The 23,970-nt window shown below is 62.6% G+C and carries 18 protein-coding genes; 13 read left to right on the top strand and 5 right to left on the bottom strand.

Annotated features, from left to right (window positions below):
• Positions 1-79: 79 nt before the first annotated feature.
• Positions 80-1,054, bottom strand: a complete 975-nt coding sequence (locus K3819_RS13670) for a LysR family transcriptional regulator (protein WP_221399554.1) — start codon at positions 1,052-1,054, stop codon at positions 80-82.
• A 402-nt stretch (positions 1,055-1,456) separates the two neighbouring features.
• On the opposite strand from K3819_RS13670, the gene K3819_RS13665 reads away from it, so the two are divergent.
• The 5 genes from K3819_RS13665 (at position 1,457) to K3819_RS13645 (ending at position 5,703) form a co-directional block, all read left to right on the top strand.
• Complete coding sequence (locus K3819_RS13665) at positions 1,457-2,104, top strand: response regulator transcription factor (protein ID WP_221399553.1); 648 nt, start codon at positions 1,457-1,459, stop codon at positions 2,102-2,104.
• Positions 2,105-2,450: 346 nt separating this feature from the next.
• Positions 2,451-3,905: a sensor histidine kinase gene (locus tag K3819_RS13660; protein WP_011333880.1), complete on the top strand. Its 1,455-nt coding sequence runs from the start codon at positions 2,451-2,453 to the stop codon at positions 3,903-3,905.
• A gap of 116 nt (positions 3,906-4,021) precedes the next feature.
• Positions 4,022-4,663, top strand: coding sequence for an AraC family transcriptional regulator (locus tag K3819_RS13655; protein ID WP_311736340.1), 642 nt, complete (start codon positions 4,022-4,024; stop codon positions 4,661-4,663).
• 15 nt (positions 4,664-4,678) lie between these two features.
• The gene (locus K3819_RS13650; RefSeq protein WP_221399551.1) at positions 4,679-5,203 is read left to right on the top strand and encodes a hypothetical protein; all 525 of its coding nucleotides are present in this window, start codon (positions 4,679-4,681) and stop codon (positions 5,201-5,203) included.
• A gap of 125 nt (positions 5,204-5,328) precedes the next feature.
• Positions 5,329-5,703, top strand: a complete 375-nt coding sequence (locus tag K3819_RS13645; RefSeq protein ID WP_221399550.1) for a response regulator — start codon at positions 5,329-5,331, stop codon at positions 5,701-5,703.
• A gap of 144 nt (positions 5,704-5,847) precedes the next feature.
• Here K3819_RS13645 and K3819_RS13640 read toward each other — a convergent pair whose 3' ends face one another.
• Positions 5,848-6,807, bottom strand: coding sequence for an MBL fold metallo-hydrolase (locus K3819_RS13640; RefSeq protein WP_011333876.1), 960 nt, complete (start codon positions 6,805-6,807; stop codon positions 5,848-5,850).
• A 275-nt stretch (positions 6,808-7,082) separates the two neighbouring features.
• Here K3819_RS13640 and K3819_RS13635 point away from each other — a divergent pair, with 275 nt between their 5' ends.
• The 3 genes from K3819_RS13635 to K3819_RS13625 all read left to right on the top strand — a co-directional run bounded on the left by K3819_RS13635 (position 7,083) and on the right by K3819_RS13625 (position 10,051).
• Positions 7,083-8,102: a GlxA family transcriptional regulator gene (locus tag K3819_RS13635; RefSeq protein WP_011333875.1), complete on the top strand. Its 1,020-nt coding sequence runs from the start codon at positions 7,083-7,085 to the stop codon at positions 8,100-8,102.
• A gap of 148 nt (positions 8,103-8,250) precedes the next feature.
• Positions 8,251-8,625, top strand: coding sequence for a response regulator transcription factor (locus tag K3819_RS13630; protein ID WP_178076464.1), 375 nt, complete (start codon positions 8,251-8,253; stop codon positions 8,623-8,625).
• A 223-nt stretch (positions 8,626-8,848) separates the two neighbouring features.
• A complete protein-coding gene (locus K3819_RS13625) occupies positions 8,849-10,051 on the top strand; it encodes an NAD(P)/FAD-dependent oxidoreductase (RefSeq protein ID WP_221399549.1) in 1,203 nt (400 codons plus the stop codon).
• 120 nt (positions 10,052-10,171) lie between these two features.
• Here K3819_RS13625 and K3819_RS13620 read toward each other — a convergent pair whose 3' ends face one another.
• Entirely contained in the window at positions 10,172-11,089 is a 918-nt protein-coding gene (locus tag K3819_RS13620; RefSeq protein ID WP_221399548.1) for a LysR family transcriptional regulator, read from the bottom strand.
• 100 nt (positions 11,090-11,189) lie between these two features.
• The gene (locus K3819_RS13615) at positions 11,190-12,389 is read right to left on the bottom strand and encodes an MFS transporter (protein ID WP_221399547.1); all 1,200 of its coding nucleotides are present in this window, start codon (positions 12,387-12,389) and stop codon (positions 11,190-11,192) included.
• Positions 12,390-12,698: 309 nt separating this feature from the next.
• Between K3819_RS13615 and K3819_RS13610 the strand changes: the two genes are divergently transcribed.
• From K3819_RS13610 to K3819_RS13590, 5 genes are all read left to right on the top strand, one after another.
• The gene (locus tag K3819_RS13610) at positions 12,699-13,958 is read left to right on the top strand and encodes a cytochrome c (protein WP_221399546.1); all 1,260 of its coding nucleotides are present in this window, start codon (positions 12,699-12,701) and stop codon (positions 13,956-13,958) included.
• Entirely contained in the window at positions 13,955-14,428 is a 474-nt protein-coding gene (locus K3819_RS13605) for a (2Fe-2S)-binding protein (protein ID WP_221399545.1), read from the top strand. The genes K3819_RS13610 and K3819_RS13605 overlap by 4 nt, the downstream gene beginning before the upstream one ends.
• Positions 14,425-16,662, top strand: coding sequence for a molybdopterin cofactor-binding domain-containing protein (locus K3819_RS13600; protein ID WP_221399544.1), 2,238 nt, complete (start codon positions 14,425-14,427; stop codon positions 16,660-16,662). Before K3819_RS13605 ends, K3819_RS13600 begins: the two co-directional genes overlap by 4 nt.
• Positions 16,663-16,810: 148 nt before the next feature.
• On the top strand, positions 16,811-17,923 hold the full coding sequence (locus K3819_RS13595; RefSeq protein WP_221399543.1) for an alkene reductase: 1,113 nt from the start codon (positions 16,811-16,813) through the stop codon (positions 17,921-17,923).
• Between the two features lie 111 nt (positions 17,924-18,034).
• Positions 18,035-18,514: a helix-turn-helix domain-containing protein gene (locus tag K3819_RS13590; RefSeq protein WP_039772141.1), complete on the top strand. Its 480-nt coding sequence runs from the start codon at positions 18,035-18,037 to the stop codon at positions 18,512-18,514.
• 57 nt (positions 18,515-18,571) lie between these two features.
• Here the strand turns inward: K3819_RS13590 and K3819_RS13585 are convergent, their stop codons facing one another.
• Entirely contained in the window at positions 18,572-23,626 is a 5,055-nt protein-coding gene (locus K3819_RS13585; RefSeq protein WP_221399694.1) for an ATP-binding sensor histidine kinase, read from the bottom strand.
• Positions 23,627-23,970: the final 344 nt, after the last annotated feature.

The raw sequence follows: 23,970 nt of genomic DNA, 5'->3' as shown, positions 1-23,970 counted from the left end.
CGTACAGCCCCCTGAAAAGAAAAGCTCCGATCGAGTCGGAGCTTTTTTATTGGGCGAATCACACAGCCGTTGCAGTTATCTACCGGGCCATCATCAACGTCTGATCGACGGGCAACGCCGGGCGTAATTTTGGCACTACCTGCAATTCAATCGGCGTACCGAAAAACGCCTGGCAGCGCGAACGCAGCCAACGCTGAGCGCAATCGTTGTGCGCAGCGGCACGCCAGACCATGGAAAGCTCCCGCGATGGCAGCAACAGAGGGGCCGGCTCGGCCCTGATGCCATTCACCGAGGCCATGGCCCTGGCCACGTAATCCGGAACGATGACCAGCATGTCGCTCTGCGCCAACAACCTTGGCAAGGCACTGAACTGCGGCACTGCCAGCACCACTTTGCGCCGACGTCCGAGCAGGTCCAGCGCGTGGTCGGTGTCGTCTTTGGCTTTGCCCATGGATGACACGATGGCGTGCGGTCGCTCGCAGAATTCATCAAGCGCCAGCAGCCCCGGACGGGTGTCCGAGCGCAAAAGCATCGGCCGGATCGACCGCAGACTCTTGCGTCGAGCGTTGGCCGGCAGATCGAGCGTAGGGCTGATGCCCAGAGAAATCTCGCCATTGAACAGCCGCTGCGACATCTGCTGCTGATCGACGCGCAGCACCACCAAGGCAATATTCGGCGCCTCGCTACGAAGCTGGCGCAGCAGTCGCGGGAGCAACGCGTATTCGACATCGTCGGACAGGCCGACCTGAAAGGTCACCTCGCTGGTAGCTGGGTCGAAGGGCTGGCAACGGCTCAACGCCGCGACAACGCCATCCAGCGCCGGCGTCAGGTTGGCGAAAATTTCCTCGGCCCGCCTTGTCGGCTCCATCACCCTCCCCGCACGAACGAACAACGGATCGTCAAAAAGCACACGCAAACGCCCCAGCGCGGCACTGATGGTCGGTTGACCGAGAAACAGCTTCTCGCCGACCCGGCTGACGTTGCGCTCATGCATCAGCGTCTCGAAGACCACCAGCAGATGGATGTCGACACGACGGAGTTCATTTCTGTTCATGAAGTTCACCACCCGGCACGCGGCCATTGAAATCGACGGAGAGCTGATAAAGGTTAAGGGCCCGCCTGCCGGACGTCTGTGGTACTTGGGGACAGCGAGATCATGCGTTAGGTGAGTGTTTTGATACTTGTGTATGAACGGTTTGAAACCGATAGCTGCATCGGGCCGCGGAAAGACCGGTGCAATGGCCGTTTTTTCGGGTTTTTTGTCCTAGCTGACGGCGTGCTGCGCCACTACGATGCTTAACCGTCTATCTACTCACGCCCACACCTGCGCCACGTGTCGCACGGCGCTATCGCCAGCGGGACCGTGTCTCTGGTCGGGCATCAACCCGCACGAGCAAACACCGGCCGCCCGGCCAAGGGATTCGCCACAACGTCACAACCTTTTGGGAAAAGAGCAATGAACAACAATCCCATCAGCAACAACCCCAGCGAGCCGGTGGTATTCATCGTCGACGACGATGCCGCGTTGCGCGAATCCCTCGGCAGCCTGTTGCGCTCCATTGGTCTGCGGGTGGAGCTATTCGGATCGGTCGCCGAGTTCACGACGTATCAACGTCCGGACACGCTGAGTTGCCTGGTACTCGACGTGCGTCTGCAAGGCAGCAGCGGGCTGGATTTCCAGAATGAACTGGCCACCGCCGGAATCAATGTGCCAATCGTGTTCATCACCGGACACGGCGATATCGCCATGACCGTGCGCGCGATGAAAGCCGGCGCGGTGGACTTCCTGACCAAACCGTTTCGCGAGCAGGACCTGATCGATGCCGTCTGCGCCGCACACTCGCGGGACAAGCAGCGTCGCGAGTCAGGGCGGCATGCCGATGAGCTGCGCGCCCGTCATGGGACGTTGACACCCCGGGAGCAGACGGTCATGGCGCTGGCGGCCTCAGGCTTGATGAACAAGCAGATCGCCGGGGAAATCGGCCTCAGTGAAATCACTGTGAAGATCCACCGGGGCCAGGCCATGCGCAAGATGGGCGCGCGCTCGTTTGCCGACCTGGTGCGCATGGCCGAGGTCATCGCGGCGCTGCCTGCACATCGGTGACCGAATGAAACGATACGGTATGGCTCAAGCCGCCGTGGCTGGCCGGCACAATCAACACTCAAGTTCCGAACAACTAACACTTGGGTATAGCCGGTTCATACGCAGTCATACTGCAAATGACCCAATGCAGCAGTGCCAGCGTAGAAGTCTTCGAATAAGATCTTTATTCAAATAACCATTACTCAATACAACGATTGGTGAATGACAGACAGTCGCCAACAACCGTCATGCCTGAAAAACAACTTCAGACTTTTTAACCTCTTCATTAATACGCCTTTCATAGCGTTTGCCTGCTTCATCGAAAGAACACGCCCTGCCGTCCGATAGCAAAAATCTGGAAGAATAAATGTCTATCATCAAACGTCGCGCACAACTTCTATGTTCAGACGCCTTCGCCTGGCTTTGCGCCATAGCGGTCGGCAGCATGATCTATATCACCAACGCGTACCTCGATCTGGACGTTGCGCCGACGTTGTTCTACATCACGCTGGTATTCATGTCAGCGAACATCTTCCCGGTACCGGTATTTCTTGCCGTCGCGTTGGGTTGCCTCACGCTGCTGACGGCCGACTTCCTGGTCGATGAAGGTTATCGCGATCACCGCAGCATCGCCGGATTCGTCAGGTGCCTGATCGCGCTGACGACCATTTCCCTGCTCGCGTTGCGCAGCAAACGCGCCACTGAAACGCTGCGGCGCAAGGAAGCGTTCTTTCTGGGCGCACAGAAACTTACCCACACCGGCAGTATCGGTTTCATCATCGATAAAAAGGTCAGCGTGTCATGGTCGCAAGAGTCGTCGCGTATTTTCGAGTATTCGCCGGACGTCACCCCGACACTGGCGCTGGTCAAGTCACGCACTCATCCCGACGACCTGCCGGTTATCGATCAGGTGCTGGAGCAGTTTGCGCGCCGGCAGGAGCTGGTCGAAGTCGAGCATCGGCTGCTCATGCCGGATGGTCGGATCAAGCACGTGCAGATGATCGCCAGCCCGTTGCCCAGACATCGCGGGCGCACGCAATACGCCGGGGCGCTGATGGACGTCACCGCCAGCAAACAGTCGGAAGAGGCGTTGTTTCACTCGCAAGCCACCCTCGCCCACGTCACGCGCCTGACTTCCATGGGCGAACTGGCGGCCTCCATCGCCCACGAAATCAATCAGCCGCTGGCAGCGGTCATCACCAGCGGTGAATCCTGCAAACGCTGGATCAACCGGCCCGAACCCAACCTGGAAGAAGCCCGCCGTTCGCTGGACCGGATCATTCAAAACTCGGTCAGGGTCTCCGATGTCATCGCCTGTATTCGGGCGTTGTCGCGACACAGCGAGGTGCAACGCAATGTCGAAGTGTTCGACGACATCGTCAGTGACTCGCTGACGCTGATGCAACATGACATCAGCTTCCATGAGGTGCGCCCGCACGCCCGACTGGGCACTCACGGGGCACGAATCAAAGGTGACCGGGTACAGCTGCAGCAAGTCATCATCAATCTGATCATCAACGCCTGCCAGGCCATGGCCAATGTACTTGACCGCGCCCGGACGCTGCGGATCACCACCTCGATCCTGCACAACGAGGCCGTGCTTGAAATCGCCGACTCCGGCGTTGGCATTGCCGAGGACATCCTGCCTTCGCTGTTCGACCCATTCTTCACCACCAAGCCCACCGGCCTGGGAATGGGCCTCTCGATTTGCCGTTCGATCATTGAATTCCACGGCGGCCGCATCTGGGTCAACAGCACCGAGGGCGTCGGCACGCAGTTTGTGTTTGCGATTCCATTGGCTGCGCTCGAACACGATCAATGACAACCATCCACCCCTGATGTCGCCCGGTGGCGATATGGAGACCCGCATTGTCTATCCAACGTACAACCCCCGGCGCAGAACCCGAAACCCCGGTACACGAACGAACCGTCGTTTTCGTGGCATACCCGCAAATGGGCCTGCTGGATCTGACCGGTGCGCAGACCGTTTTCTGGGCGGCGACGTGCGGACTGGCGCAACTCGGTTTGCCCGGTTATGCCTTGCACACCGCGAGCCTGCAAGGCGGGCCGGTGCAGACCGGCGAAGGCCTGGTGGTTCAAACCCGGCGGCTGGATGAGCTCGGCGACGAGCCGATCAATACGTTGATCGTTCCGGGCTCGGCGTTCATCAGCCAGGCGTTGCGAGACAACGCGCCGCTGGTCGATTGGTTGCGCGCCACGTCAGCCACTGCAAACCGTACGACGTCGGTATGCAGCGGTGCTTTTTTCCTGGCTCAGGCCGGACTGCTCGACGGCCTGCGCGTGGCGACACACTGGTTGATGGCTGACATGTTCGAGCGGCTGTTCCCCAGGGTCGAGCTGGATCGCGAGGCCATCTTCGTTCACCAGGCATCGGTGTGGACCTCCGCCGGCGTCAGCGCCGGGATCGATCTGGCGCTGGCACTGGTCGAGGCCGATCACGGTCGCGAGCTGGCCATGCAGGTCGCCCGGCGCATGGTGGTGTACTACCGACGCCCGGACAACCAGAAACAGTGGAGTCCGCTGCTGCAATCACAACATTCAATCGCGCACGAGCGCTAGCCGGAGACGGTGGTCATGAACGCACCGCACAAACTGTATTTGGTCAGTCACCCGCCCTGCGTCACCCGCTATGGCACGCACACATCGTTGTCCACCGCTGAGCGCGTGGAGATCATCGACGCATTGACGCAGACCCTGAGCGCGACGCTGAGCATTCTGGTGCGACTCAGACACAGCCAGCAGACATTGCGCACCGTCAGCTTTTTGCCGGTGCAGACACTGTTGCGCAGACTGTTGAATGCCAATACCCGTTACGCCGACTTTCTCGTCACCGGCATCACCGACCTGGGCGGCCATGCCCAGCGCGACGCGCTCTACCACCTCAACGAGGCTCCCGAACCTTTATGCTTTGCCGACTGCCTTAAAGGCATTGACCGTGCCCTGCGCCGACTACGGGCCGCCGATGCCTTGTTCCGCGACTGTCGCGCCAGCGCAATTGCCAACAACGACTACGCCAGCCGACAACTCTTTGAAGCCTGCACTCGACATAACAGTTACTTTCTTTCGTTAATCAACAACCATTTATTTGCTGAACATTGATTAACTGTCGCAACTAACAAAAAACCAACTAAACATACCCACGTATACTATTCCACAATTTTTGAAAGCGTATCTTGCAAGTATGGCGGGCGCGACAGACACCCGCAAAGAACGCAAGGTTTCCCATGTTCAACTCAGCTATTGTTTCAGTTGTCGATGATGACGAACTTGTTCTGGTTTCAATGGACAGTTTGTTGCGGTCTTGCGGTTATACGGTCAAGACATTCAACAGTGCTTTTGCATTTCTTGAATCGAGCGCGCCAGAGCAGACCGGGTGTCTGATCTCGGACATTCAGATGCCAGGCATGTGCGGGGTCGAAATGTACGAGGCGCTGGCGGCCAGGAAGATCCATATTCCGACGATTTTCATCACGGGCAAACCGGGCCTGCCCCCCGAGTTCAGTGCCCGGGTAAGGACGCCGGAAGGTTATTTCTCCAAACCGTTCCATACCGAGGCTCTGCTGGCTTGCATCGAGCAGGCGCTGATGCGCCGTCGTTGAGCGGTCCTCTCGAACAACTCGATGCAAAGCCGCCGCTGCCCGACCGACAAACCTCAAAGCAAAAAAAGGCCCCGCAAGTTCGTCACTTGCGGGGCCTGATTTTTATCGAGCCCGGCCGAATGCAGCCGGGCCGCCGACAGCCGATCAGTAATCCCAGAACGCTGCAATCCAGCGGAACGCATCGCCATCGACCGCCACTCGACCTACCGACGGGAACGGCAGGTGGGTGGCGACAAACCACTCGCCACTCGCCGCCGCTTCGCGCATCAGACGCATGCGAACACGCACCGACTCTTCAGGATCATGCTCGAAACCGTTGTGCCATTCCGGATGCTCGAAGGCCACCGGAAACAGGGCGTCGCCAGCAAAGGTCAGGCGTTCGCCGCCCGAGTTGACGTAGACAATGCTGTGCCCCGGCGTATGCCCGCCGGTGAGTTTCACCACCACCCCCGGCGCCACTTCGTATTCATCCTCGAAGGTGCGCACCTGGCGGCGGTAATCGTTGATGAATTGATTGGCCGTCGCGCGCAGAACGTCAGGCACTGGCGCCGGCATGACGGTCTGGGTGAAGTCCGGCGTCTCCCAGAACTCGACCTCTTTTGCCGAGACGTGAATGCGCACGTCCGCACGCAACCGGCTCTTCACCTCGTCGACCAGCAGACCGCCGACATGGTCCATGTGCATGTGGGTGATCACGATGTCAGTCACGCTGGCCAGATCGATGCCCGCCGCTTCCAGGCGTTTCGGCAACTGGCCGGCCCGGGGGAAACCGGGAAACTGCCCGCCCAGTCCGGCGTCGACCAGAATGATCTGCTCGCCGCTGCGCACGACCAGCACGTTGAGTGCCCAGTCAAACGCGTCCGGCCCCAGGAACATGTCCTTGAACCACGCGGCGCGAGCCTGCGGGTCGGCATTTGTGGACATGGTCGAGGTCGGCAGCGGCAGCACGCCGTCGCTGATCACCACCACGTCGATGTCGCCGACCTGCAGCGCGTAGCGCGATGGCACCAGCTCCTGCGCCGGAGCGAATGGCTGGCGGGTGACGGACGCCTGCCGGTCATCGGTTGCGTTGGTTTGATTGGAGTGATTCAGATACGTTGACATGGTCGCTTTCCTCTTGGCTGAGTCAAAATTTCCCGGACGAATGCCCTTGCTGGCGCAAGCGCTGAATGGCGCGCCTTGAAATCGAGTGTGCATCGCGACCACGACGTCCAACACCATACGCGGGTATAGGGCTTGAACCACATCGACCGAGTAACGCCGCTGTTGAGGTGGCTGTGGCCCATACCAATGTATATTCGCGCTCCTGCCCGCAAACACCGAAACTACGGCGCACCGGATCGCCGAAAAGCGGGCGATCATCAGGTCCCTGAGCAGTCATGAACTCTATTTTTCACCAACCCGACCCTCTCACCTGCTTGCTCGCGCAACCGCGCACGCTGGTGTTCCTGGCGTATCCGCAGATGGGCTTGCTGGACCTGACCGGCGCACAAACCGTGTTCTGGGCCGCGTCCAAGGCGATGGCCGAACGCGGCTTGCCTGGCTACGCGTTGCACACCGCAAGCCTGGACGGCGGATTGATCGCCACCGCCGAAGGGCTGTCGGTCAACACCTTGGCCCTGCGCACCTTTGACGAGACAACCATCGATACGCTGATCGTGCCCGGTGCGCCGAACATCCGTCAGGCCATGCTCGACAATGTTGCGTTGGTCGACTGGCTGCGCGCGGCGTCGGCCAAGGCCAGACGCACCGCCTCGGTGTGCAGCGGCACCTTTCTGCTGGCCCAGGCCGGGCTGCTGGAAGGCTTGCGCGCAACCACCCACTGGGGGATGTGCGACATGCTCAAGGGTGGTTTTCCGAGTGTCGACGTCGACCTTGATGCGATCTACATCCAGCAAGGCAACGTCTGGACTTCCGCCGGGGTCACCACCGGGATCGACATGGCGCTGGCGCTGGTCGAGGCCGATTGCGGCCGCGCCGTGGCGTTGAAGGTGGCGCGGGAGCTGGTGGTTTTTCTCAAACGTCCTGGCGGTCAGGCGCAGTTCAGCCAGTTGCTGCAAGCGCAGATCGACGACAGAGGCTGCTTCGAAGAATTGCACCTGTGGATCAGCGAAAACCTCGGCGACCCGCAATTGAGCGTCGAATCGCTGGCCCGACAGGCGCAGATGAGCCCGCGCAATTTCGCGCGGGTCTACAAACGCAAGATCGGCCGCACGCCGGCCAAGGCACTCGAGCTGTTTCGCCTGGAAGCGGCGCGACGAATGCTCGAAGACTCTCAGCGCAACATCGACCAGATCGCACAGTTGTGCGGGTTCGGCGACGAAGAACGCATGCGCGACACCTTCTACCGTCACCTCTCGGTCTCGCCCCGGGAATACCGCAGCCGGTTCTCGCGCTGACGCCACACAGCGCAATGGCGCCGGGCTCGCAGACGTTTAAATACGGTCGCTATACACACGTATAAGTCCGCCGCCGGACCGAGCGGCGTATCGTGCGGCAATGGCGGGCGTCCTCGACGGGCTACCCGAGATCAGCCCTGGTAAAGCAATGTCCCACACCGCTGTTGTATCGGTTGTCGATGATGATGAGTCCGTGCGCATGGCGCTGGACAGCCTGTTGCGCTCTCACGGCTACACCGTGCAGTTGTACCCGAGCGCGGAGGCTTTTCTGGCGATGAAGGCGCCGCCCCGCCCCGGCTGCATCATCTCGGACATCCAGATGCCCGGTCTGTCCGGCATCGAGATGTACGATGAGCTGTGCGCCCGAGGCGTGCGCATCCCGATCATTTTCATCACGGGTTACCAGGGGCGTCCGCCAAGGGTCAACGCCGCATTCCCCGAGCCCCTCGCCTATTTCCCTAAACCCTTCCCGTGCGGCGAACTCATCACCTGCATCGAAAGCGCATTCAATCGCGCCGTTTGACGGCCCTCTTTCTATACCTGTGTATACCTCACCCCATACCTAAGCATGTCGGCACTGACCCTATGTAGAAGTGTCTCGCCGCACCTTCCCCGATAGCATCTTCCCCAGCGAATCGAACCGGCTCTGCGGTTGTTCACAACCACCTGCTTCGTGCAGTGCGGCAGACGCTCACGCATGAACGGACAAACCGTTCAACGACCAGAATTTCCACAGGAGTCATCCGATGAAACAACACATTTTAGTGATAGGCGCAGGGTTTGGTGGAGTCTGGAGCGCCCTGAGCGCCGCACGTCTGCTGGACCAGCATGATCGTAACGACGTGCAGATCACCGTCCTCGCACCCCAGGCAGAACTGCGCATCCGTCCGCGCTTCTACGAGCCGGATGTCCACAACATGAAAGCGCCGCTGGGTGAACTGTTCGATGCCGTGGGCGTGAAATTTGTCAAAGGCATCGCCGACAACATCGACACCGCCGGCAAGCAAGTGACCTACAGCGATGCCTTCGGTACGCAAGGCACACTGAGCTATGACCGACTGGTGTTGGCCGCCGGCAGTCGCGTGATTCGCCCACCGCTCAAAGGCATGATCGAACACGCCTTCGATGTCGATCAGATCGAAGAAGCCGCGCGCCTCGAAGCCCATATCAAGTCGTTGAAGGACCAGCCGTCGAGCGCTGCGCGTAATACCGTGGTGGTCGCCGGTGGTGGTTTTACCGGGATCGAAACCGCCACCGAAATGCCGGCCCGCCTGCGTGCCGCACTGGGTGACGATGCGCCGATCAGGGTCATCGTGGTGGATCGTTCGCCGCAAATCGCCGCGACGCTGGGTGACGGTATTCGCCCGTCCATTGTGGAAGCGTCCCGAGAGCTGGGCATTGAATGGGTAGTCGACGCCTCGGTCGCCTCGGTGGATGCCGGCGGCGTGACCCTGGCCGACGGCAAACGTATCGAGTCCAACACCGTCATCTGGACCGTTGGCTTCCGCGCCAGCCCGCTCACCGAACAGGTGCCTGGCAGCCGTGATCCGCAAGGTCGCCTGCACGTCGACGGCCACTTGAAAGTGCTGGGGCACGTGGATGTCTTCGCCGCCGGCGACGTCGCTTATGCCGCCACGGATGATCTCGGAAACTACGCCGCGATGTCCTGCCAGCATGCGATCAGCCTGGGCCGTTATGCCGGCAACAATGTGGCCGCTGACCTGATCGGTGTCGCGCCGATCACCTACCGCCAGCCCAAGTACGTGACCTGCCTTGACCTCGGTGCCTGGGGCGCGGTGTTCACCGAGGGCTGGGACCGTCAATTGAAACTGGTCGGACAAGAGGCCAAGGACCTCAAGACCCAGATCAACACCGTGTGGATCTACCCGCCGGCCGCCGATCGTGCAACCGCACTGGCCGCGGCCGACCCGTTGATTCCGGTGGCCTGATCACGCGACGGTTCACACTTCCCTATCGCTGCGCATTCCCAGGCGCCCGCCACGGTTTTTTTGGCGGGCGCTTTTTTTTATGCAGAACTCACAAAGCGTCGGGCGGCAATAAACGGCACTCTAGCGTTGAGTCGATGGCTCCGCTGCCAGAATGTCTTCCAGAAAGTCGATGAACACATTGATACGACTGGAGCCCCGGTGATTGGGCAGGTACAACGCATTGATGCAGCAGCTCGCATTACCGGGGTTGACTTCATAACCCTCCAGCAGCCGCGTCAACCGACCGGCCTCGACGTCGGCGCGCACCAGCCAGTCGGCCAGCAGGGCCACCCCGCGCCCCGCCACCGCCGCTTCGCGCAGGATGTCGGCGTTGTTGCTTTGCAGGCGGCCATGGACATTGAGCTGGATGGTTTCCTCGTCGCCCTGGAACGTCCAGTGCTGGTGCGAACCAGCGTAGTCGAAGCGCAGGCATTGATGCTCGAGCAAGTCTCGTGGATGCGCCGGAACAGCGTGACCGCTCAGGTAATCCGGACTCGCCACAATCCAGCGCTGGAATCCGCCCACGCGCTTGCTGACGATATCGTCACTGACCACCGACGATCCCAGCCGCACCGAGACATCGATCTGCTCGCTCAGCAGATCGCTGACCTGATCGCTCAACGACACACTGATTTCAAGCCCCGGATGGCGGTCGAGCAATTCCCCCAGTTGCGGTGCAATGATCTGCCGGCCGAACTCCACCGGCACACTGATGCGCAGGCGTCCTTGCGCCTCGCTGCCACGGTCGGCGACAACCGCGTCGGCCTCATCGATGGCATCGAGAATGGCCACCGCTTTCTCGAAATAGGTTTGGCCGGCGACCGTCACGCTGGTGTTGCGTGTCGTGCGGTTGAGCAGGCTGGCGCCCAATTCGTTTTCCAGCCCCGCCACCTGGCGTGTCACCGAAGAGGTGGAGATGCCGAGTTTGCGCGCCGCCGAGGAATAACCACCGCAACGTACGGTTTCAACGAACATCTTCAGTGCCAGCAACTTGTCCATAAGTGGAGCCCGATCGAAAGGAAACGGTGATGATTGTGCATCACCGTTCGCCAATCGTCTTGTAGGACCGTGCTTCATCGGACTCAGCGGTGCCTGCGGTTCAGGCATCGGCCTTGCGGCTCAGGAACAGCGCCAGGGCCAGTGCCGGCAGCAACGCCACGGTCACGGCGGACAGGTTCCAGCCAAAATGCTCGTAGAGCGGACTGGCGACCAGCGATCCCAGCGCGCCGCCGACAAAAATGCTGGTCATGTACACGGCATTCAGGCGCGCCCGGCTGTGCGGGTCGATGGCGTACACCTCGCGCTGGCCCAGCACCATGTTCAGTTGCACGGCGAAGTCCAGCAGCACCGCGCAAACCACCAGCCAGACATAACTGCTGCCCGGCAGCGCGGCGATCAGCAACGAGACTGGCGCCAGCAACAGTGCCACGAGCGTCCCGCGCCGACCGTGCCCGGCATCCGCCAAGCGCCCGGCAATCGGCGCTGCGATCGCGCCGACGGCGCCGACCAGGGCAAATATCGCCACCTGTGCCTGACTGAAACCGTGGTGCCGCATCAGCTCGATCGGTGCAAGGGTCCAGAACAGGCTGAAACTGGCGAACAGCAAGCCCTGATACAGCGAACGCTGACGCAGAACCGCGTGCCGACGGGCCAGCGCAAACACCGAGCCGATCAGCGCCACGTACGTCGCCTGATGGCTCGGGACGCGGCGCGGCAAGGCAATCGCCATGATCAGGGCGATGACAGCCATCAGCGCCGCTGCGCTGAAAAACACCCCGCGCCAGCCGAACACTTCCACCAGCAGACTCGACAGTGGCCGCGACAGCAGAATGCCCAGCAACAGGCCGCTCATGATGTTGCCCACCACCCGCCCACGGGTTGCCTCGGGCGCCAGGTGCGCGGCCAACGGCACCAGGATCTGCACCGCCACCGAAGTCAGGCCGATCAGCAACGACAGGACCAGGAACATCGACGGCGATTGCGTCAGGCCGGCGCACAACAGCGTCACGCTCGCCGCGAGGGTAAACCCGACCACCAGCCGACGGTTTTCCATCAGGTCGGCCAGCGGCACCAGCAACAGCAGGCCCAATGCATAACCGAACTGCGTGAGTGAAACGATCAGACTGGCATTGGCGCTGGACAGGCCGATCTGCGGCGCGATCAGTTCGACGATCGGCTGAGCGTAATAAAGGTTGGCCACGACCGCGCCGCAGCAGAATGCCAGGAACGCGACCATCAGGCCGGAAAGAGAAGCGGATGGTTCGGCCTTGGCCGCCGCTGCCGGATTGCCCGTGAGCATGATGACACCTCGATGAGTTTGGAAAAGTGACGCCAAGGCTAAGGGTCGCGCAGGCCTTCGAGTATCCATCCCAAAGGCAATTGAGTGATGCGCCAAATGCAACGACCCTCGGCGTTGCACTTGGCGCAACGTGCTATTGCGCGGTCTGGCAATACTCGGACGTTTGCACCTTCTCTACCCTTGGGCACCTGGCGCAGGGCTTTGCATCGGCGCCCTTCCCCGGTCGTTCAAGGAGTTGTCGAAGATGCCGAATCCGTCCCTCACGCCCACCGCGTGCCTCTTGGGCAACCGCTCATGAACGGCCATTTCATGAGATCCAGAGCGCTGTGGGTCAGCGCGGCAGCCCTCGCGTCGATCGGTGCAATCGCTGCCCTGGCGCTGATGTGGCGTCCGGCAATTGCGCCGGTCGAACGCCCGCAAACCTTCGATTCCGCACAACTGCAACGCGGCGCGCGCGTCGTCGAGGCGGGCGACTGTGCGGTGTGTCATACGCGGCCTGGCGGCCAATACCTGGCCGGCGGACTGCCGCTGGTGACGCCGTTCGGCACCCTCTACAGCACCAACATCACCCCGGATCCACAGACCGGCATCGGCCAATGGTCGCTGCCGGCCTTCGAGCGGGCGATGCGTGAAGGGATCTCCCGCGACGGCCACTTCCTGTACCCGGCCTTCCCCTACGTTCATTACCGTCGCATGAGCCAGGACGACATCGCCGACGCCTATGCGTACCTGATGAGCGGCCCGGCCGTGGACTCGCCGCCACAACAGAACCGCATGAACTTCCCGATGAACATCCGGCCTCTGGTGTCGTTCTGGAACCTGCTGTTCCTGCATGGGAAGCCGCTGACGCCGCTGGCGGAGCAATCGCAGGCGTGGAATCGCGGGCGTTACCTGGTCGAGGGGCCCGGTCACTGCGCGGGCTGTCATTCACCGTTGAACCTGATCGGCGCCGAGAAATCCGGCGAAAACCTGGCCGGCGGCAGCGTGGATGGCTGGGACGCGCCTTCACTGCTGGGCATGGCGCACCGGGCAAACCCGTGGAGCAGCGAGCAACTGGTGAGTTACCTGCGGGCCGAAGTGGTCGACGGACACGGCACGGCGGCGGGCCCGATGCGCCCGGTCAGTCTCGGTCTGGCGCGCTTGCCCGTGGAAGATGCTCAGGCGATTGCCGAATACCTGCTGAGTCTGCCGGCGAAAACCGCGATCAACGAAATTCCGAGCGCCAGCGCTGAACCTGCGGATCGATCCTCTGGCGCGCTGCTGTTCGCCAGTGCCTGCGCCGGCTGCCATGCCCAAGGCGCGCCGATGCGTGAAATCGACGGCCGCCCGGCACTGGATCGCACCTCGGCACTACAGGCCGCCAGCCCGCGCAACTTTGTGAAAACCGTACTCGAGGGCATCCCGGCAGAACCCGGCCAACCGGGTCCGGTGATGCCCTCGTTCGCCGCCAGTCTCGACAACGCTCAACTCGACGCCCTGGCCGTCTACCTGCGCCATCAGGCCAGCCCCGATCAACCGTGGACCGACCTTCCTGCCACCCTCCAAGCGCTACGTCAGGAGACGAAATGACTCAGATCACCCTCAACGTCAACGGATCTTCCCGGGCTCTCGAACTGGAACCGGACATGCCGCTGCTCTATGCACTGCGTAATCACCTGGGCCTGAACGGCGCCAAGTACGGGTGTGGCCTGGGCCAATGCGGCGCCTGCACCGTCATCGTCGATGACCAACCGGTGTTTTCCTGCCTGACACCCTGCGCGGGTCTTGAGGGCAAAAAGGTGCGGACGGTCGAGAGCCTGGGCACGGCCGAACGCCCCGGCTCCCTGCAGCAAGCGTTCATCGACAAACAGGCCGCTCAATGCGGTTACTGCATCGCCGGCATGTTGATGCGTGCGCAGGCACTGCTGGAAAGCAATCCGCATCCCGACGAGCAGACCATTCGCGAGCACATGGCAGGCAACCTGTGCCGCTGCGGCACGCACTTGCGCATCATCGAGGCGATCAGCCTGGTCGCCCGGCAAAACGGGGGTGCGCAATGACCACGATCAATGAGGTCGATCAAAGTCGCCGCGCGTTCCTGCGCGGGGGCGCGCTGCTGGTGGCGTTTGCTTTGGTGCCGGTCTCGCGCCGCGCCCTGGCTGACACCGAAGTCGATACCCTCGGCACGGTTGTGCTGGCGCCGGACCTGCCCGGCAGCCTGCGCACCAACCCCTGGCTCGATGCCTGGATCCGCGTCGGCCCCGACGGCATCACCGTCTACACCGGCAAGGTCGAACTGGGCACCGGGGTCAAAACCGCGTTACTGCAAATTGCCGCTGAACGGCTGGAGGTCGCCCCCTCAGCGATCAACCTGCTCACCGCCGACACCGCACTCACGCCGAACGAAGGCTACACCGCCGGCAGCCACACGATTTTCGACAGCGGCACCGCGCTGTTCAACGCGGCGGCACAAGTGCGCGAGATGCTGCTGGAATCGGCCGGGCGCAGCTGGAACGTTGCGCCGGCACTGCTGACGACTCGCGACGGCAGCATTCTCGGCCCGACCGGGCAACACATGTCCTACGCCGACGCCGTGCAGCAGGTCGATCTGCACCGCTATGCAACGTCCGAGTCACCCTCGATGCCGCCGGCGTCGTTCAAGCTCATCGGCCATTCGCTGCCACGCCTGGACATTCCGGGCAAAGTCAGCGGCGGCGCCGCGTTCGTGCAGGACATTCGCCTGCCGGGCATGCTCCATGCCCGGGTCATCCGCCCGCCGCGTCCCGGCTGCACGCTGGAAGCCATCGATATTGAATCGATCAAGACGCTGTCCGGGGTGGTGCAGGTGATTCGCGACGGCAATTATCTGGCCGTGGTCGCGCGGGACGAATGGCAAGCGATCAAAGCCATGCGTCATGGATACGCCTCGGCGCGCTGGAGCGGCGGACAGGCGATTCCCGAATCGCGCGACATCCATGCGCTGCTCAAGCGCCTGCCCTCGCGTCGTTATCCGATCAGCCGTGAAGGCACGCCCCAGGGCGCGACCGCCAACCAATACCGCGCCCGAGTGACCAAGCAATACCTGATGCATGGTTCGATCGGCCCGTCCTGCGCCGTGGCCTGGTTCAAGGACGGCACCCTCACCGTCTGGACCCACACTCAGGGCGTGTATCCGCTGCGCGCCGGAATCGCCGAGATGCTGCGGCTGCCACCCGAGCGCGTGCGCTGCATCCACACCGAAGGCTCCGGCTGTTACGGCCACAACGGCGCGGACGATGCAGCAGCCGACGCGGCGCTGATTGCCATGCGCGTACCGGGCACGCCGGTGCGGGTGCAATGGATGCGCGAGCAGGAAAACCTCTGGGAGCCCTACAGCTCGGCGATGGTCAGCGAGGTGCAAGCCAACCTTGATGCGCAAGGTCGGCTGCAGGACTGGAACTATGAGCTATGGACCACGCCGCACAACGAACGCATCGTCAACGCCGGGCGCTTGCTGCCCGCACGCCTGCTGGCCCGGCCGTTCGCTTCCGCACCCTCGGTGCCGATCGCCCAGCCTGAGGGCGATGGCGATCGCAACGCGGTGCCGCTGTACACCGTGGCCTCCTCGCGGATCGACATGAACTTCGTCACCGAGATGCCGTTTCGCACTTCAGCCATGCGCTCGCTGGGGGCGCACATCAACGTCTTCGCCATCGAAGCCTGTATCGACGAGCTGGCCGCCAAGGCCGCAGTCGATCCGGTTGCCCTGCGCCTGGCACACCTGACCGATCCTCGGGCACGGGCGGTGGTGGAAAAGGTTCGCGATGCCGTCGGCTGGGCGCAAAAAAGCAGTGAACCCGGCGCAGGCCTTGGCTTCGCCTTCGCGCGCTACAAAAACATCATGGGCTACTGCGCCATCGCCGTGCGTCTGCGGGTGCATCCGCAGACCGGCGAAGTGCAGATTGACCACGTCGTCACCGCAGTGGACGTGGGGCAGATCGTCAGTCCCGATGGCCTGCGCAACCAGGTCGAGGGCGGGATCGTGCAGTCCACCAGCTGGACGCTGTATGAAAAGGTCGCCTATGACGCCGGCGGCATCCGCAGCTACGACTGGAGCGGCTACCCGATTCTGCGCTTCTCGCAAGTGCCCAAAAAGGTCGACGTTCACCTGCTCGACCAGCCGGGGCAACCGTTTCTCGGTGCCGCCGAAATCGTCCAAGGCCCCATGGCGGCTGCCATCGGCAATGCCGTGGCGAACGCCACCGGACGGCGCTGGCTGAACCTGCCCCTGACCCGCTCGCAACAGCCTTCCTGAACCGCGCCACGTTGCATTTCACGCAATGCAGCGTGGCGTCGCGTGTGGATTATCAAGCACCGGTCAGCCGCTTAACGTAGGGCCATCCGGTGCCGGACCCAATGTCCGACACCGTCCACCGACCTTTTTCGAAGACTGGAGAACCCCCATGACACAACAACTGTTCCGCCCCATCGCCCTCGGCCCCTACACACTTCCCCATCGGGTGGCGATGGCGCCGTTGACTCGCTCCCGTGCCGGGCAACCGGGCGACATCCCGACGTCCATGAACGCCGAGTACTACCGCCAGCGGGCGAGCGCCGCGCTGATCATCACCGAGGCGACGCAAATTTCCCGTCAGGGCCAGGGTTATGCGTGGACGCCTGGCATCTACAACGATGAACAAGTGCAAGCCTGGCGCGAAGTCAGCCGCCAGGTACACGAGGCCGACGGGTTGATCTTCATGCAGCTGTGGCATGTGGGCCGCGTATCGCACCCAAGCTTTCAACCGGACAACGCACTGCCGGTGGCGCCGAGCGCATTGCCTGTACCGGGCAAGACCTTCATCGTCGATGCCGAGGGCAACGGTGTCTGGGGCGACGTGCCAGTGCCGCGCGCACTGCAGGTTTCGGAAATCGCCGACATCATCAGCGACTACCGCCGCGCCGCCCGCAATGCGCTGAGCGCCGGGATGGATGGCGTGGAAATTCACGCCGGCAACGGCTATCTGCTGGACCAGTTCATCAACAGCAACAGCAACCAGCGCACGGACGGTTATGGCGGCACCCTGGAAAACCGTGCGCGCCTGTTACTGGAAGTGGTGGCGGCCGTGGTCGACGAAGTCGGTGCCGACCGTGTCGGCGTGCGCCTGACGCCCATGGGTCGCTTCATGGGCATGGGCGATGAATCGCCGGAGGCCACATTCGGCTACATCGTGCGTTCGCTGAACCGCTGGAAGCTGGCCTACCTGCACCTGGTCGAGCCGGCGGTGGTCGGCACCGTCAAGGACGAAAATTTCGACCCACGCTGGGACGCGATCATCGCTCAGTTGCGTGCGGCATGGGATGGCGTGCTGATGATCGCCGGCGGCTACGACCCCGAGTCGGCGGAACAGGCCCTGGCCGACGGACGCGCCGACATCATCGCGTTCGGCCGACCGTTTCTGGCCAACCCTGATCTGCCTCGGCGAATCCGCGAAGGCCTGACGCTCAACACACCGGACCCGAGCACGTTCTTTGGCGGCGATCAGCGTGGCTACATTGACTACCCGTCCCATGCCTGACCCGCTGACCGCAGGGGGCTGACCGAGGGAATTTAATAACTCTTCAGGATTGTTTAAGGACTTTAAAGGGCGTCGACGCAGAGACTTTGCACAACGATAAGGAGAGCAAACATGAGCCCGCAATCGCTGATTTCCGACCATCCACGCCCCCTGATGCGCCCGCTGGGATCGTTGACCAGTTGGCAGGAACGTCGCGCCAAGGAACTGATGCTCAGGGACCTGAGCCGCAGCGCGCGCATCAGCGAGATCGCCGGCCTCTGCAATCTTTCGCGCAGTCATTTTTCCCGTGCGTTCAAAAAGAACACCGGGTACTCACCGCAGGAGTGGTGGCTGAGGATGAAGATCGAGAAAGCCAAAAGCCTGCTGATCACTTCGATGCCGATCACCGAGGTCGTCTACGAATGCGGGTTTTCGGACCATTCGCACTTCACCCGCACCTTCAACCGCCTCGAAGGCATGCCGCCCCGAGAATGGCGTCGCGCCTTCGTCGCCAACCGCGCGCCCATCGCGCTTCAGTTGCCTGCCATCGAACTCGACGCTGCACTCTGGAGCGTGCACAACGCTGGGCACGCCCACCCCTCGCACGCGTGACCTGACCGAACCTGACGTTACCCGCTCCTCCCCTTTGGCCGCTGATGCGGCCTTTTTTTATTCGGCGCCAGCCGGTTCCAGCGGCAGGTCGAAACTGAGTCGGGCACCCTGCTCGCTGTCCTCGATCAGCAACGTCCCGCCATGTGCGCCGATCACCGACCTGCAGATGGCCAGGCCCATTCCCATCCCGCTGCCCTTGGTGGTGTAAAAGGCATCGAATACCTGCTCGCGCTGAGGCACGCCAATCCCCGGCCCGTTGTCCTGGAACGTCACCCGCACATGGCCGTCCCTGACGGTGGAGCTGATGACGATGCGCCCATCCGGCACCCCGGCGCCGGCGATCGCCTCCATCGCATTGGTGATCAGGTTGTACACCACCTGCTGGATCTGCACCGAGTCGACCCACACCTGACATTGCGCTTCGAGTCGGGTGTGCAGGGCAACGTTGCGGTTGGCCAGTTCGGTCGCTGTCAGTTGAACGACACCACTCACCAACTCGTCGATCTGCACCGGCAAGCGCTTGAGCGGCGCCTGCCTGGCCAGTGCGCGCAAGGCCTGGACAATGTCGGCGGCCCGCGTGCTGTCCGAGCGGATGTCTTCCAGGCCCTGAATCGCCTCGTCCAGATCGGGCTTTTCACGCTTGAGCCAGCGCAGGCTGGCCGAGGCATTGGACTGAATGCCAAGCAGCGGCTGACTGATCTCATGGGCGATGGAGGCTGAAAGTTCGCCCATGACCTTGAGGTGCGAGTTGCGCGCCAGTTCGGCGCGGGAGCTGCGCAGATCCGCTTCCATCTGCGCCCGCAAGCGGTTGTCTTCCACCAATTGCGCATACAGCCGGGCGGTCTCCAGCGACACCGCTGCCTGGGAGGCAAGAATTTCCAGCATGGTCAGCCGTTCGGCACTGAACAGGCCGGGTACCAGGCTGTTTTCCAGATAGACCAGACCGATCAACGTGCCTTGTCTGAGCAGCGGCAGGCACAACATCGAGCGGGTCTGCCGCCGACGCAGATCGGCGCCATAGGCTTCGGGGCAATCGACCCGCACGTCGTCGAGCACCAGGGGTGCACGGGTACGCATCGTTGCATTGAGCACCGACGCAGGCGCCAGCGCCTCGAGCGCCTGATCGCTGTCCAGCGCAATCAGCAGATTGCCGGCTTCCATCGACGCGGCGGCCGCCAGGCGCAGGTCGCCTTCAGCGACCATCATCAGCACACCTTGGTCAGCCCCGGCCTGAACCATCAGGTGGTTCATCAAGGTCTCGACCAGCCGATCCAGCAAGACTTCCTGGGAAAGTGCCCGCGCGGCCTCGATACCCGCCTCCAGGTCCAGCCGGCCCCGGTTGATCGGTTGTGAAGGTTGCGAAGCGGGTTCCGTGCGCAGAAACGGATGGCGGTTTTCCAGTTGCCGCGCCTTGGCGCTCGCCCCCCAGAGGTCGTAGCAATCCCGGGCAAAACGCAGGTGGTGATGAGCCCCCGAGACCAGCTCATTGGACATGCAGACGTCGGCCAGTTGCTCGTGCGCCAGTGCCTGTTCGTGAACGAAACCGGCGGCGGCCGCTGCGATCTGCGATTGATCGAAGCAACGGATGGCAATCAGGTCCTGACCGCGCAAGCGCGCGATCACGCCGTCGATCAACAGCAGTTTATTGCGGAACGTCGCCGGATTGAGCGCGGCCCATGCAAGAAATCGCTGGCGTTGCTGCTCAAGCACTTGCAGTTTTCGCTCAACGTCACCCGGCACTTGCGTACTGGCCAGTGCGAGGCTGCGAAAGAGATGGTAATCGGCAAGATTGATATGCGCCGGAATGGACCAGGCCACCGTCGCGGCGGCTTCGAAACGCCGCCAGGCATACAGCGCATCGCCTGCATAAAAGGCCGACATGCCGGAATACAGCCACGACAGGAACAACGTCGACTGCGAAACGCAGGCTCGATCGATGGGGCCGAAACGGTCGTGTTCCACGCCCTCCAGTTCAGACAGCGGCCGCACGGGGCGACCGTCACGCAGGTCGATGGCGAACGCCTGCTGCGCCAGCAGAATGCGTTCGATATCGACGTAATTGAACTGCCTCACCCAGGCCAGACCGTGCTCCAGTTCGTCCAGCACCTTTTGCAAGGGTTCGCCCATGAACAGCAAGTCGGAAACAATGTGATTGCAGGCATAGCAGGACATGCCCAGGTCACCCCCGGCCTGACCGCACTCGAACGCCGCGAGCGCTGTCTGCCGGGCATACGCCATCGGCCGGGTCCATGGGCTGACCTGATCGAGCGCCACCAGGGTGCCTGTGCGACCGGCCTCATAGCCATGCAGGTCAGTCAGTTTCAGGGCGACTTGCGCAAATGCCAGTCCGTCCACGTATTCGCCGAAACGCTCGGCGATCATCACGCCAAACCACGCAAATCCGTAGCCACTGCTTGGCGTAGTGCCGTGCTCGAGCGTGAGTTCGACCATTTTCGCCAGGTGCAGCAAGCGGAGATCGTCATCGACGAAGAACGAAGGAATCAATGTGCCGAGCAGCTCCATGGCCGCCTCGATCTGCGCATCCTCAGCCTTGGGCAAATGAACCAGATCGGCGATCGCTCGCGTGCCGATCAGGTCGCGCACCTGCGCAAAGGCCCGGGTCAGATGATCCTCGGGAGGTTTGCGTTGCAAGGTGATGCCCAGCAGCGCCAGGCCGGTCAAAGCCTCGGTGATCGCCCCTTCATAGTCGGAGTGCAGCGTGCGCAACGTGGCACGCAAGCGATAGGTTTTCGCGCGGTCCGCGTCCGTGAGCGCGTGGTTCAGGCAATCATCGAGACGTCCCCGGGCCCCCGCCAGATCCGCCAGCAGCATCGCGCACTCGGCAGCCAGCCAGGTGCTGGCGAACGCTTGCGGATAGAGGTGGGTCCAGCCGCTCTGACCGAGCAGGCGTCCGGCCGTCTGCAGATAATCCGCCGCCAGTTGCACGGCGGCCGAATCCCTCGCGCGCTCGGCAGCCTCGACCAGGACATCAATAAACGCAGCGCGCTGCGGCTCCGTCAGTGCAGCATCGTCGACACGCTGGATCTGACCGGCAGTCTCGAATACGCGCTCATGGGCCTGTTCGCCCCACAGGTCCAGCATGGCAGCGGCGATGCGCGCATGCTCACTGCCACGCCCCACCGGCGAAGGCAGCTGACAGGCCGCCTCGAGCACCCGGTCGTGGCCGAACACCAGTTGCGCGCCGGCGCGCAGCAGCAATCCCCCATCGACCAGACTTTGTACATCGCGCGCCAGTTGCACCGAATCAAACGGCAACAACCGGCCCAGCAGCGACTCGTCACAGCGACCGCCGATGTAACCCGCCGTGCGCAGGACGTCTCGTTCGGCCAACGTCAGACGGTCCAGTCGCTGGACCATCAACTCCGCGACATTGTCGGCATAGCGATAGCTGTCCACGTCGCTCTGGTTCCAGACCCAGCGATCCGCCGCCGCGTCGAAACGCACCAGACGCTCATCGATCAGCGCCCGCAGCACCTGACTGACGAACAGCGGATTGCCGGCCGTTTTCAAATGCACGACCTGGGCGAGCACTTCAATGCTGGCGGGATCGGTGTCCAGTTCTGCGGCCATCAGTTGCGCGACGGCGGACACCGACAAGGCGCCCAGCGTGATGTGAATGCCGGGCAATGCCTGTTCGCCGCGCAGCGCGTCGAGTATGGCGTCCTCCCGCGCAAAGGCCTTCGACCCGCTGTCGCGGTACGCCAGGATCAGTACCAGATGCCGCGGTGGCCGGGCGAAGAAAGCGCGCAGAAACGCAAGCGTCGAATCGTCCGCCCACTGCACGTCATCCACGAACAGCACCAGCGGCCGCCCGGGCTGGGCAAACACGTCCAGCGCATCGAGCAGCGTGCGATTGACCCGCTCAAGCGCGTGCCGGGCGGGCATGTTGGGTAGTTCCGGCGTGGCACCGATCACCAGCTCGGCCTCGGGGGCCAGATCCACCAGGATCCTGCCGCGCCCCTTGAGCCGTTCAATCAGTTGCGCGCCGAGGGTTTGCAGTTCCAGTGCGGGTTTGCCCAGCAACTGAGTCATCAGCGAACGAAAGATTTCCGCCAGCGGCGCATTGGGGATTTCCTGCTGCAACAGGTTGATCTTGCCGCTGGCCCAATAGCCGGGAACCAACGGCCGCACGCCCTGATGGATCAGGGTTGACTTGCCCGCCCCCGGTGTACCGCCCACCAATAGCACTCGGGCGATACCGTCGCTGCGCACCTGGCTGATCTGCTCGAGCAGTTGTGCGCGCTCCGCCTCCCGACCAAACAGCACCGGGTCGTCAGCAACGGATGGCAGTGCATCGAAGGTGCCCAGCCTGAAAGCCTTCACATGGCCATGCTCCAGCCATTGCTGACGGCACCAGACAAGGTCGGTGGCCATCGACTCCATGCTCTGATAGCGAGCGCCCGGCTCCTTGGCCAGACCTTTTAGCAACACGCGACAGAGACCTTCCGGCAGGTCGGCGACATGCACGGCCGGCGATGCCGGCTGGACCGCGGCATGCACATGCCGCCAGTGCGACGGGTCACGCGCCGTCAGGGGCGGCTGGCCGGTCAAGGCGTGGTAAAGAATGCTCGACAGCGCGTAGACATTGCTGCGCTCATCGAAACCGGCGCCATCGCGCCGAACCTGCTCGGGGGCCAGGTAGGGCCAGTGCTCCAGCGCAGGAAGCTCGGCGACGGCGCCCGCCTGCTCGTCGGTGTGATAACCCAGAAGGCTCACCGAATCATCGGCGCCCACCCGCAAGTGCCAGGGCAAGAGATTGGACTGTCGTGCGCCGGCCTTCCCGGCATTGACCAGCGCATGGGCCGCCGCGACCGCGATGGCAAGCAAGCGGCCCGGCGGCAGGCCAGGCTGACCGAGCAGATCAGACAGGGCCACGCCCGTCTCGGGGTAGACCAGCAACGGCCCTTCTGCCGAACGGATGAAGGCGACCGGCCGGATGGCCCAGGCTGAATCCGGGCGCAGATGAAAATCCCGTTCCAGACGCTTGCCCACGTCAGGACGCTGGATCGGTGCGCGAGCGGCCAGCCAGCGGAAGTCCGACCGAGGATCGTGGATGGTGAACCAGGTCAGGTCGTTTTCCCGGCGCAGCAGCTCGAATGCACAGCCCTCCAGCCAGGCGTCATCCGGCACAACATCCGGGTTGCAGAGGGCTGGAGAGGAGGAAAGTCTGCCGGGCATTCGCTGTCACCGCTCATTATTCGTTTCAGGCCTGGCGCAGGAGTATACGCAAGGCTCTGGCGCAGAGGTTTCGTGGTGATGCCCATGTCCGCATCCGGCACCATCATGGCCGTCGAGCGCCTGTCCCGACCGGTTGCAGAGATTGAAAAACCACCGGCCTTATCCCTCGGGATAATTGCATTGTGCGAGGTCGTCGCCTAGCGTGTCGTCCTGATGAACCGGCGCCCTGTGCCACTCCCTCGACACCACGCAGAGAA

It is taken from the genome of Pseudomonas sp. 3-2 (genome assembly GCF_019710535.1).
GTDB classification, from domain to species: Bacteria; Pseudomonadota; Gammaproteobacteria; order Pseudomonadales; family Pseudomonadaceae; genus Aquipseudomonas; species Aquipseudomonas pharyngis.
Note: the sequence above shows the minus strand (reverse complement) of the source record. Positions and strands in the feature narration are given on the sequence as shown.